Source organism: Phascolarctobacterium succinatutens CAG:287, assembly GCF_000434895.1.
Classification (GTDB): Bacteria; Bacillota; Negativicutes; order Acidaminococcales; family Acidaminococcaceae; genus Phascolarctobacterium_A; species Phascolarctobacterium_A succinatutens_A.
The window spans coordinates 1-12,390 of record NZ_FR892805.1; the positions used below are offsets into that span (position 1 = coordinate 1).

General features: G+C 43.4%; 11 protein-coding genes and 1 other RNA gene. All 12 read left to right on the forward strand.

What is annotated here, in order from left to right:
* Positions 1-962: porin (locus BN587_RS07630; RefSeq protein ID WP_044484561.1), on the forward strand; the 962-nt coding region annotated here is incomplete at its 5' end.
* Positions 963-1,106: 144 nt separating this feature from the next.
* Positions 1,107-1,301: a type II toxin-antitoxin system HicA family toxin gene (locus tag BN587_RS07635; protein ID WP_021720540.1), complete on the forward strand. Its 195-nt coding sequence runs from the start codon at positions 1,107-1,109 to the stop codon at positions 1,299-1,301.
* A 19-nt stretch (positions 1,302-1,320) separates the two neighbouring features.
* Positions 1,321-1,725, forward strand: a complete 405-nt coding sequence (locus tag BN587_RS07640; RefSeq protein ID WP_021720541.1) for a type II toxin-antitoxin system HicB family antitoxin — start codon at positions 1,321-1,323, stop codon at positions 1,723-1,725.
* Positions 1,726-1,976: 251 nt separating this feature from the next.
* The gene (gene cptIN, locus BN587_RS07645; RefSeq protein ID WP_021720542.1) at positions 1,977-2,465 is read left to right on the forward strand and encodes a type III toxin-antitoxin system CptIN family toxin; all 489 of its coding nucleotides are present in this window, start codon (positions 1,977-1,979) and stop codon (positions 2,463-2,465) included.
* Positions 2,466-2,668: 203 nt separating this feature from the next.
* Positions 2,669-2,881, forward strand: a complete 213-nt coding sequence (locus BN587_RS07650) for a hypothetical protein (RefSeq protein ID WP_021720543.1) — start codon at positions 2,669-2,671, stop codon at positions 2,879-2,881.
* Positions 2,882-3,157: 276 nt separating this feature from the next.
* On the forward strand, positions 3,158-3,430 hold the full coding sequence (locus tag BN587_RS07655) for a hypothetical protein (RefSeq protein ID WP_044484564.1): 273 nt from the start codon (positions 3,158-3,160) through the stop codon (positions 3,428-3,430).
* A 232-nt stretch (positions 3,431-3,662) separates the two neighbouring features.
* Complete coding sequence (locus tag BN587_RS07660; protein WP_021720545.1) at positions 3,663-4,403, forward strand: alpha/beta hydrolase; 741 nt, start codon at positions 3,663-3,665, stop codon at positions 4,401-4,403.
* A 28-nt stretch (positions 4,404-4,431) separates the two neighbouring features.
* Positions 4,432-4,893 carry a PaaI family thioesterase gene (locus tag BN587_RS07665; protein ID WP_021720546.1) on the forward strand — a complete coding sequence of 154 codons (462 nt, stop codon included), beginning with the start codon at positions 4,432-4,434 and terminating at the stop codon, positions 4,891-4,893.
* A 10-nt stretch (positions 4,894-4,903) separates the two neighbouring features.
* Entirely contained in the window at positions 4,904-7,267 is a 2,364-nt protein-coding gene (rnr, locus tag BN587_RS07670) for a ribonuclease R (RefSeq protein WP_021720547.1), read from the forward strand.
* Positions 7,268-7,269: 2 nt separating this feature from the next.
* Positions 7,270-7,737 (forward strand): SsrA-binding protein SmpB, encoded by a 468-nt coding sequence (gene smpB, locus BN587_RS07675; protein ID WP_009146155.1) that lies wholly within the window; start codon positions 7,270-7,272, stop codon positions 7,735-7,737.
* 86 nt (positions 7,738-7,823) lie between these two features.
* Positions 7,824-11,498: an SNF2-related protein gene (locus BN587_RS07680; protein WP_021720548.1), complete on the forward strand. Its 3,675-nt coding sequence runs from the start codon at positions 7,824-7,826 to the stop codon at positions 11,496-11,498.
* Between the two features lie 103 nt (positions 11,499-11,601).
* Positions 11,602-11,951: a transfer-messenger RNA gene (gene ssrA / locus BN587_RS11955) on the forward strand.
* Positions 11,952-12,390: the final 439 nt, after the last annotated feature.

The window sequence follows — 12,390 nt, forward strand, 5'->3', positions numbered from 1 at the left end:
GCGTTGCTAACCTGGAGAAAAAAGCTGACAATGTTAAAATCACCGGTACCATTAAAGCTTCCTATGCTTCCTATGATGGAGACAAAGTGGCTAAAGATGGACAAGATCCTGCTCAAAATACAAACCATGCTTCCCGTCTGCGTTCCGACCTGTGGGTAAAAGGTGACATCAATGATGACTGGACCTACAGCGCTATGTTCCGTAACCAACAATTCTTCTCTAATGACAAAGGTAATGCTGGTGAAGAAAATGTTGCTTTCCAACGTGCTTATGTAAATGGCCGTGTTGGTGGTCTGGCTGTTCAAGCTGGCCGTTACAACAAAACCGATATTACTGGCGGTAACATCCATGATAACCGTATGGACGGCGTACAAGTTTCCTACGGCAAAGACGTTAAACTGACTGCTGGCTACGGCAAAGCAACCGGTGTTGATGTAATTGCAGGTGAAAACAAAGACGTTGCTTATGCAGAACTGGGCGCTAAACTGGGTGCTGTTGACGCATTCGCTGGCTACTACAAATTTGACAACCTGCTGAAAGCTGCTGATGACGATGCTATCTGGACTGTAGGCCTGGGCTTCGACCTGGCTAAAGACCTGAAGCTGACCGGTACTTACCTGAGAAGCGATGTTGATGCTGTAACCGTTGATAGAGTTGATTATAAAGATGTTGACAAAGACGGTTATGTAGTTGGTTTGGCATACAAAGGTGCTAAAGCTGCTAAAGCTGGTTCTTGGGGCCTGAACGCTTCCTACTATGATCAAGGTGCAGGCACCGTTGTTGCTCACACCATGGATGGTATCTACTTCGATGAAGGCTTCAAAGGCTACAGCGTAGGTGCTAACTATGCACTGGCTAAAAACATCGTAGCAGGCGTAACCTACTATGATTTGGAATCCAAAGAAGCAAAAGGCACTCCGGACGCTCAAACTCTGTGGAGCCAAGTAGTATTCAGCTTCTAATCTGACTTTACGTCAATCCGCTGAAAAGCAAAAAATCGCATATGCATAAATGAAAAGAGGACGGTGCGCACCGTCCTCTTTTTGCGTATCTAAGGCTTGTACGTATTCAGTACGTATGATATAATAAAGCCAAGGAGTGATGACATGCCACGCAAGTTTAAAGACATTATCAAGCTCATTGAAAAGGATGGTTGGGTGTTGGTGGCTCAGGTTGGAAGTCACAGGCAGTACAAGCATCCTACCAAACCTGGTCGCGTAACTATTGCTGCGCATAAAATAAGCGATGACATAAGCCTGAAAACAGAGGCAAGTATTTTGAAGCAAGCCGGATTAAAGTAAATTACAAGGAGGAATTTCTATGTACAAAAACTACCCGGACAATTATATTTTCCCCGCCATTATAGAAAAAAATGAAAAAAACTACAATATATATTTTCCCGATTTACCGGGCTGTGTTGCCTCGGGTGAGGATATTCCGCAAGCTGTTAATCAGGCTAAGGGTGCCTTGGAATTGCATCTTTGGGGAATGGAGCAGGATGATGAGGTGATTCCGGTTCCTGAATATAGAGATATGCATATTGCAGCCAATGAAACCATCTGCTTTATTGATGTGAATATGTTTGGCATACGTGCCAAAATGGATAACCGTTCCGTTAAGAAAACACTCTCGATTCCCTGGTATCTGAACGAATTGGCAGAAAAGAAAAAGATTAATTTTTCTCAGTTACTGCAAAGCGCACTTAGAGCGCAGCTTGGGTTGTAAAAATATATGAGGACGGTGCGCACCGTCCTCTTTTTGCAGTGGCTTGAGGGAGAAATGTTTCTTGACAGATTAAAGACTTACCTTTATACTATAAATAAAGGCATAGTCCTGTTTGTTGCTGCTTGACATGCAACTAAAATATAGTCAAGTTCAAATGTTTGTTGCTGCTTGACATGCAACTAAAATATAGTCAAGTTCAAATGTTAAAGACTTCATTCGTATTGAGTGAAGTCTTTTTTTCGAGGTGTAAGATGCTAACTGGTCATTTTTATTACGTACGAGATGAGTATTTCCGTGATTTTCAAGATGAAAAACTGATGTCTAATAAAGAAATTTCTCAAGGACAGGCTCATGACAGACCCTGTTTTTATGCGTTTGAAGACAAAAAAACAGGACTCTTTTGGCTTATCCCTATATCGTCACAAGTTGAAAAATATGAAGCTATTTACGATAAGAAAGTAGCCAAGTATAAACGATGTGATACGTTAGTCTTTGCGGAAGTTTTAGGTTATAAAAAGGTCTTCTTGTTGCAAAATATGTGTCCTATATCGCAGCAATATATTAAAAATGAATATTGTAATAAGGCTGGGGAAGCTGTAAAAGTAAAATTTTCTGTTGAGAAGGAAATTATTAAAAAAGCTAAACGGATATTAGCTATGCATAGAAAAGGAATAGGTCTTATTTTTCCCGATGTCATTCACCTAGAAAAATTATTACTGCAAATTAAGGAAAATGTTTAATGAGCTGTATTGATCTATACCTGATAGTATTTTCTTGAAAAGCCTAAGGCGAATAAGTTACAGCGAAAGCATGAATAATTTTATTAAAGTAAGAGGACTGTGTGCACCGTCCTCTTTTTGCGTATACAAGATAGTTTTTGATTTTTTTGCTGAAATACAGTACTATGTAAGTAGGATAGTGTGTTTAGAAAGGTTGGCGTCTTATGAGTCAACAAAAATACATTTCTGACGAGCAGGTTGTAAAACGTGCTAATTGTGCTGTAAAAATTGCTTTAGAAAAGAAGCGTGCTATGGATGTGCCTATTTTTACATATGATAGGGAAACGCAGAGTATTTGTGTAATTGGTAGTGATGGTAGCAAAACTCAGGTATGTGGGAGATATAATCATGGACGCTACAGCGAAAGAGTCAAATAAAAAGCCGGAGATAATTGTTTTTGCTGGTAATAGTACCTTTTTACAGTGATAAAAGAATAGCTCTCTTGCTTTTTGATACACTTTTGTGTACACTTAAACTAAAAGGAGGGGATTACTTTTCACAAGTGCTAGACATGATGTAAAGTCCACAGAGCTGATTTGAAAAATATGAAAAACTACGAAAAACCGAGATAATCGGTGAAAATTAAAGATGTTATAGGGAGTGATATTATGCGTATTGTGGCTTTGGATGAATGTTATAGGGAGGGGATTACTTTGATGTATCCGTTTTTAACCTTAGACGATAATACAGAAATTGTACATTCCGAGATGCGCAGTGATGGAACTGTAAAAGTTTACATTGAAAAGCCCGATGCTAAGGATTGCTTTCATCATGCTACGTGTTATTTACCGGATTATAAGTGGGAAGATATATTTGGTTTTTCACAAGAAGAAATAGATAAGTATCAGGAAATTATTGAATCAACGGCACATTTAATCATGCAATTCTCTCAAGAGGGTGGGTTCGATAATGCCTCAGGTTTTTAAGATAGGTAAAAGAGAGAGGACGGTGCGCACTGTCCTCTTTTTGCTACATTGCAATGTATAAAACATCGCAAAAACACGAACTACATGCATTGCAATGTATGTAGTTGGCAAAAATCAGTACTTTTCTGTATCGCAATGTATGAAGTTCTTGCAAAATCAAAGCATGCTGTAATCAGTATGCTTTTTTTATGATATAATATAAACTAGTATAGAGTAACTTGAGGTGAAGCTTGTGCAGATAATTGAAGGTGCAGAATCATTTCTGCTGGAAGGAAAGAATAATAAGGCAGTTTTGCTCTTGCATGGTTACACCGGCGCGCCGTCGGAAATGCGTCCGCTGGGTGATTATCTGCATGCGCTTGGCTATACTGTGAGCTGTGTGCGCCTTCCCGGCCACGGCACGAGCATCAAAGATCTGGAGGCAACCACCGCGACGGATTGGTATGGTGCAGCCGAAGCTGCATGCAAAGACCTGCTGGCGCGTTTTGACAGCGTTTATGTGGCAGGTCTTTCCATGGGCGGACTGCTGGCTATCAAGCTGGCAGCAAAGCTGCCGGTGCAGAAGGCTGCCTTTATTTCGGCACCGATTTTTGTGCAGGATAAGCGCGCGCCGCTGTTGACGTTCTTGCGCTTTTTCATCCACTACTTGCCTAAACACAAGAAGAATTATCAGGAGCTGCAGAAGTATTGCATCTCCTATGCCAAAATGCCGACGAAGCCGCTGGTGAGTCTTTTTAAGCTGCTTAATGAATGCAAGAACAAGTTGTTGGCGGAAATCAAAATCCCCTGCCTTGTTTTGCAGTCGAAAACAGAGCATACCGTGCAGCCGCGCAGTGCCGAATATATCTATAACAAATTAGCTGCTGCCAGCAGCAGAAGATTAGTCTGGTTTGAGCACAGTGGGCACATTCTGACACTGGACCGCGAGCATGAGGCAGTTTTTAAGAAAATAGCCGATTTTTTTGCGGAATAAAAGGATATTGAAGGGTAAACGAAGAAATATGGATAAGTCAATATTAAATAATAACGAATACAGCTGGTGCTTTGCCTGTGGCAAGGATAATCCCAGCGGGTTACATATGCGTTTCGAAATTGACGACGACAAATGCACAGCGTACTTTACGCCGCGTCGCGAGCATCAAAGCTATCCAGGACGTATGCATGGCGGTTTGGTAGCAGTGCTGCTGGACGAGGTGACAGGTAATTATCTTTTTGCCAAGGAGGGGAAGCCTTCCTATACGGCAAAAATTGAAATCCGCTACCGCCAGCCACTGGCGATTGGCGAGGAGGTTGTCTGCACCGGGCGTGAGCTCAAGCGTAAGGGACGCATGGTGGAAATGCAGGGGACAATCTGCAAGAAGGATGGCACGCTTTTAGCAGAATGTCTGTCGAAAATGATGATTGTGGATGAAACGCCGCAACCGTCGCGCAAGCTCGCCGCAGGCGAGGGTGAAGAAGAATAGAGGTAAAATTATGCAGACGAAGGATATACGTGAAAAAATATTAAATTTTATGCGTGAAGAAAGCTATGCACCGATGACCTCGGAGGAGCTGGTGGATGCGCTGGGGCATGATGTTAATCCCAACAAGTTTTGGGACGAGCTGCTGGCGCTGGAGCAGAACGGCGAAATTATCAAGACACGCTTTGAAACATATGGCCTGCCGGAGAAAATGGGCCTGGTTGCAGGACGCTTTCAGCTGACGAGCAAGGGCTTTGGCTTTGTTATTCCAGATAACAAGGGCGACAGACCGGACGTGTTCATTCCGCCGCGCGCTCTGCATGGTGCGATGAACAATGACCGCGTGCTGGCGCGTGTGAATAATGCGGCGCAGGGCAAAAAGCCTGAGGGCGAAATCCTGCGTATCATCACGCATGCTAATAATAAGGTAGTAGGCGTTTTCCACCAGACCGGTGATTTCGCCTTTGTAACGCCTGACGACAAGCGCATCGGTCAGGATGTATATATTATGCGCAAGCACTTTAACGGTGCGAAGGATGGTCAGAAGGTCGTAGTAGAAATTACCGAATGGCCGCAGGAGCACCGCAAGGCCGAGGGCAAGGTTACAGAAGTTTTAGGTAATATCGGTGATGTAGGCCTGGAAATTCTGTCGATAATCAAGCAGAATGATCTGCCGCTGACTTTTCCGGATGAGGTGCTGGAGGCTTCGCGCAAGGTGCCGAAGTCTATTAAAAAGGGCGAGCTGGCAGGCCGCCGTGACCTGCGTGAGCGTACTGTCGTAACCGTCGACGGCGAGGATGCCAAGGACTTGGATGATGCAGTTTACGTAGAGCAGATTAACGACAACGAATACCTGCTGGGCGTTTATATTGCGGATGTCAGCTATTATGTTACCGAGGACAGCGTGCTGGATAAGGAAGCAAGAGCGCGCGGTACAAGCGTTTATCTTGTAGACCGCGTACTGCCGATGCTGCCGGAGCGTCTGTCGAATGGTATCTGCAGCCTGAATGCCGGTGAGGACCGTTTGTCTATGGCTTGCGAGATGCATATCGACAAAATGGGCAAGGTGCTCAGCTACGAGATTTTCCCGGCGGTTATCAATGTACGTCACCGCCTGAGCTATAATATTGTGCGTGCGATTTTGGCAGGCGACAAGGAAATGTGCGACAAGTATGAGGACATTTTGCCGATGGTTGCGCGTATGGATATTCTGCGCCAGATTTTGCATGACAAGCGTGCGCGCCGTGGCGCAGTAGACTTTGATTTGCCGGAGCAGAAGGTTATTCTGGACGAAAAGCTGCATCCGATTGAAATTGTGCAGCGCATCCACGGTAATGCGGAATCTATTATCGAGGAGTTCATGCTGGCGGCTAACGAAACCGTTGCGCAGCACATGTTTAATCAGCACTGGCCGTTTATCTACCGCGTGCATGATATTCCGAACGAGGAAAAGATGCAGGAGTTCGCTAAGCTGCTGGCAAACTTCAATATTAAGTTTATTCCCAAGGAAGAAACGGAGCCGAAGGATATTCAGCAGGCCGTGAAGGAAATCGCCGGCCGTCCGGAAGAACGATTGGTAACTACGGTAGCGCTGCGCTCCATGAAGCAGGCAGTTTACCAGACGGATAACATCGGCCACTTTGGCTTGGCGGCGAAGTACTACACGCATTTTACCTCGCCAATCCGCCGTTATCCCGACCTGATTGTGCATCGTCTGCTGCGCGCCTGGATGGCAAAGCCCACACTGAAGGAGGCAGATGCCGAAAAGCTGGGCGATAAGCTGGACGTTATTGCCGACCATTCTTCTATTCGCGAGCGTGCGGCAGCGGATGCGGAGCGTGCAACCGTTGACCTCAAAATGTGCGAATATATGGCAGACCATATCGGCGAAGAATTTGACGGCGTTATTTCCGGCGTGACAGCCTTTGGCATGTTCGTTGAGCTGGAAAACGGTGTTGAGGGCTTGGTGCATATTTCCAGCCTGATGGATGATTACTACGAATATTATGAGGAGCGTTATGCCCTTGTCGGCACGCACAGCGGTCACACCTATCGCTTGGGCGATAAGGTGCGCATTGAGGTGTTGCAGGTAAATATCAGCGACGTGAGCATTGACTTCATCATGGCAGGGGAGAACGCAGGCGTGCGTGAGCACATCCGCCAGCAGCTGCTGATGAAGCAGAAGCCGAGCAGCGGACGCAGCACGCAGAGCATCGCTCTGAGTGCGGAAACGCAGAAGAAAAAGCACAAGGGTGCGAAGAATAAAGAGGCAGGACGCCGCAGCGCCAAGCACGGTAAGCCTGCGCCGAAGAGCAGCGCCAAGGGTGGCAGCAAATCCGGCAAAAAGAGCAGAAAAAAGAATAGGAAAAGCAGATAATTATGGCAGAACAAAAGATTAAAATTATAGCAGAAAATCGTAAGGCACGCCATGACTTTACCATTTACGAAACCTTTGAGGCAGGCATTGCACTGACCGGTACGGAGGTAAAGTCCCTGCGTGCGGGCAAGGCGAATATGAAGGACAGCTATGCACAGGTAACACGCCAGGCGGAGGTCTTTGTGTATAATCTGCACATCAGTCCCTACGATCACGGCAACATTTTTAACCATGACCCGCTGCGCAGCCGCCGCCTTTTGCTGCACCGTGCGGAGATTAACAAGCTCATCGGCAAGGTGAAGGAAAAGGGCTATGCGCTGGTACCGCTTAAGCTGTACTTTAAGCATGGTCTGGTGAAGATGGAGCTGGCGCTGGCAGTCGGCAAGAAGCTGTATGATAAGCGTCAGGACATGGCCAAGCGCGACGCGAAGCGCGAGATGGAGCGCGCGCTGAAGGACAGAAACAGGTAAAACAGGTAGCTCTCTTGAGTGCGCCGGAAGTGTATTGGTGTGCTTAAGAGAGCTTTTTGCATGAAGGGTATGGGAGTGTTGCGACAGTGAAGTGGCAAAATTATTTTCCTTGGAAAATACTACAAAGAGGCAGAGAATATTATCGTGAAGGCAATATAGATGATTTAATTATCGATGGCTTGTCCTTGGAGGCCTATGTATTTGGCAGGGAGTTATATCATGTGCATGTAAAAATAACTGAAGGCCATAAGCTTGCTATGGACTGCTCTTGTCCATATAATGCTACAGGACCATGTAAGCATTTGGCTGCTGCCTTATTTTTAGCCGAGCAGGAAGGCTTTTTTGATGATGAGCGCATTAATGAACTTTTGAATAAAAATAATAAGACATTCATTAAGCCGTCTTTTTCTGCCAGTGATTATGATGAATGCATTTTTAATCTGGCAGAAATAACAAGCAAAGTTTGTTGCACTAAAGAAGCTTATGAAAAAGCTAAAAAACTGGTGCAGCAGCAGGATGTTGTTTTGACAGCTTGTGATACAGAAGAAAATAATTTCTATTCGCCTGATTCGAAAAAAATCTTAACAGCCCGTATAGAAGGATATGCCTTCTTTAGCAATGGACGTTATCCGTTAAAGATTGTTTTTTCAGAAGATGATATTTTAGCTATAGAATGCAGCGTGCCACGAGCACAGTATAGTTATTTTGCGCATTGGTCACCGGAAGCTAAGAGGTTTAAATTTAATGCCTACCTTATGGCTTTTCTTTTTTTGATTGATGCTTACATTAAAGAACATAATCCTGGCGATTACACCAGCACTGCCGGAAGGGAATTGCTGGAGCTTTATAGCAGCAAGCCGAAATCTTTGATTCCTGCTATGCAAAAGCATGCTAATGCAAGCATGGTGCAGCTTGTACCTAGGTTGGAGCTTAGTGAGGATGAGTTAAATCTTTCCTTTAAAATAGGCAGGGACAAGCTGTTCGTTGTCAAAAATATCCCCTTGTTAGTAAAGGAGTATAGCTTTAGCGCAGAACATGCTTTGGGCAGCAAGGACAGTATTAATTTCAGTATAGAGAAATTTACGGAAGCTGCAGATAAGTATTACACCCTGCTTAGGGAGGTTGTGGAAGAAGATAATTTTCGCAATGACGAAAATATGAAATATCGCAGTTATGGCGTACCGGTTAAAAGCATTGCTTCAGGAAACAGTATTTTGCTGTTTGGCAAGACGTTAGACAGTTTTTACGAGCTGGCGAGCGGTACAAAAATTGAAGCAACGTGTAAGCTTAACGACAGTAGCAAAAAGCTTATCTTAGGCTTTCGTGATAAAAATCTGGATGTAACCCTGATTCTTTCTCCTGATATGAATAAGAAGGGTGTATTTAAAGGAATCAATGTGGAGTGCAAACTGCCTAAGGTGTATCAGGGTTCTAAATTTGCTTACTTTGCTGATGAATATTATTTGAACCGTATGGATATTGCTCTTTTTAATAAATTACAGCCTTTGCTTAAACATAGTGAAAATGGTAAGGTTAGCCTGAAAATAGGTCATAAGGATTTGAACAGGTTTTATTATCAGGTATTGCCAGAGCTGGGAAGCTGTGCACAGATAATTGAACATGATGCGGCTGTTATTGAAAAATATCTGCAGCCGGAGGTAAAATTTTCCTTCTTTTTGGATTATCAGCAAGGCAAAATTTTTTGTGTGGCCAAAGCCTGCTATGGTGAAGAGCAATATAATCTGCTGGATGCTTTAGCTGGTAACATGATTGCTGCCAGCAGAGACGAAGATGAGGAAAAGCAGCTTGTAGAACTGCTTCACTATTATTTTAATGACGTTGATATGACTGAGCTTGCTTTTGTTATTGATAAAGATGAAGACGTCATGTGGCAGTTCCTGGAAAATGGTGTTGCCCAGCTTATGGAGTTAGGTGACGTGAACAGCACGGATTCTTTTCAGCGTATTAAAATCCACAATAAAGTTAGTGTCAGTGTGGGTGTAAGCATTGACAGCGGCTTAATGGATTTGTCGCTGAGTATCAGTGAAATTTCGCTGGAGGATTTGTTGGCTATCATAGGCAGTTATAAAAACAAGAAAAAATATCATCGCCTGCGTAATGGTGACTTTGTCAATATTACTAATAAAGCTGTTGAAGAATTAGCAGATATGTTTACGGCTATGCGGATTGCCCCCAAGGATTTTGTTAAAGGAAAAATGCAGCTGCCTGCTTACAGGGCATTTTATTTGGATAAAATGCTGGAGCAAAATGCATATTTATATACAGAGCGTGACAGCAATTTTCGCAGGCTTATTAAGGAATTCAAGGTTATCAATGAATCTGATTTTGAAGTGCCGCCATCTTTAGCTAAAATAATGCGCAATTATCAGGAATATGGTTATAAATGGCTGCGAACCTTGGCAGCTTATGGTTTTGGCGGTGTTTTGGCAGATGACATGGGGCTTGGCAAAACCCTGCAAAGCATAGCTGTTTTAGCAGCTGCTAAAGAAGCAGGTGAAGAGGGAACATCGCTGATAGTTTGTCCTGCTTCGCTTATTTATAATTGGCAGGAAGAATTTACACGTTTTGCACCAGCTTTAAAGATTATTTTAATTGTTGGGACACAAAAAGAGCGGGAAGAAAAAATTGCTCAGCTTACCGGTTATGACGTAGCTATTACCTCTTATGATTTATTGAAGCGTGATATATCTGCTTATGAGGGCAAGACCTTTAATTATGAATTTATCGACGAAGCCCAATTTATAAAAAATCATACTACGGCTGCAGCAAAATCGGTTAAGCTGATTAAAAGTAAGCACCGCTTTGCACTTACGGGCACACCTATCGAGAATCGATTAAGTGAACTCTGGAGCATTTTTGATTATCTGATGCCGGGCTATTTGTATGAATATAGTTGTTTTAAAAAGGAGCTTGAGCAGCCTATTGTTAAAAGCAATGATGAAACTGCTGCTAAGCGCTTAAAGCAATTAATAGCACCATTTATTTTGCGACGTTTAAAGAAGGATGTTTTAAACGAACTGCCGGAAAAAATCGAAGAGGTGCGTATCGCATGCTTTGATGCCAAGCAGCAGGCTCTGTATGATGGGCAGGTTGTGAAAACGCTCAAATTGGTGCAGTCGCAGAGTGAAGAAGAGCTTTCTAAGAGCAAAATACAGATTTTGGCAGAGCTGATGCGTTTGCGTCAGATTTGCTGTGATCCTGGTTTGGCGTTCAGTAATTATGAAGGTGCTTCTGCTAAGCGGGAACTGTGCCTGGAGATGGTGCAAAGTGCGATTGCAGGCGAGCATAAGGTACTGATTTTTTCTCAGTTTAAATCTATGCTGGAGCTTTTGGCTGATGATTTGCAGCGAGAAGGCATTGGCTACTATACGATTACCGGTGAAACGCCTAAGGAGAAAAGGCTTGAACTGGTGCGTGCCTTTAATAATGATGCTACACCTGTATTTCTTATTTCGCTCAAGGCTGGCGGTACCGGTTTGAATCTGACCGGAGCAGATGTGGTGATTCATTATGATCCGTGGTGGAACGTTGCAGCACAAAATCAGGCGACAGATAGAGCGCATCGCATTGGGCAGGAAAAGGTTGTTTCTGTTTATAAGCTGGTGGCGAAAAACTCTATTGAAGAAAAAATCTTAAAGATGCAGAACGATAAACAGAATTTGGCTGAAAGCATTTTGTCTGTTGATGGACGCAATAGCATCTTTACGATGTCTAAAGAAGAGCTGCTGAATTTATTGTAAAAGACGTCACAATTTATTCATAATATGCTATTTGACTTTTTGACTAAAGCATAGTAAAATATCATTGTAGCGTATCGGCTCTTTCACCGATATATTCCAATTTGGGGATGTACTGGTTTCGACGGGGGTAGGTGCGGTATGATAAGCGAGCCGTGGTTCCATCTGCACGATAATCGGTGGGCACGTTTAAATATAAACGCTGAACAAGAATACGCTTTAGCAGCTTAATCTGCTAACTGTCTCCAAGCCTCCTCCCGCGGGTGAGGAATGACAGTCAATAGTGGGATACCTTAAGGCTGATTCCTATAGGCTTTAAGGGAAACTCTTTAGGATAGTAATGTGAAGGCCCGTCGTCAGGCAATCGCAGCGCGAAACAAAGTATGACGTCTGCGCTCGGAGAAAGTTGTATGGCAATATTTTCGGACAGGGGTTCGACTCCCCTCATCTCCACCAGAATTAGTCCAATCGTGACAGTTGATTGGTGGAATAAAAAGCAGAGGATAGTGTATGACAGCACTATTCTCTGTTTTTATTTTCCGGGAATTACTTTGGAATATTTTGTGTAGTCACTTTTTAAAACGAATGGAGCTGCATTAACCTTTCAAAAAGCAAAAAACAAGCAAAATAATATACACTATTTTTTATACGTTATCCTAACTGTTATTGTCAATTCCCTTGGAACGTCAAAAATGTTATAATATAAGAAAAGAAAAACTCATAAATCTGCTTTTGCTATCCCTGCCACTACTTAAAAAAGAAAGGAGAAATCCTATGCAAGAAAAATTGCCAATGCCTCTCGGAACAACTGATTTCAAAAGGATCTGCCGTGAAAACTATTATGTAGATAAAACATTACTTATAAAAGATTTACTTGGTAGATTGCAAGTGCAAA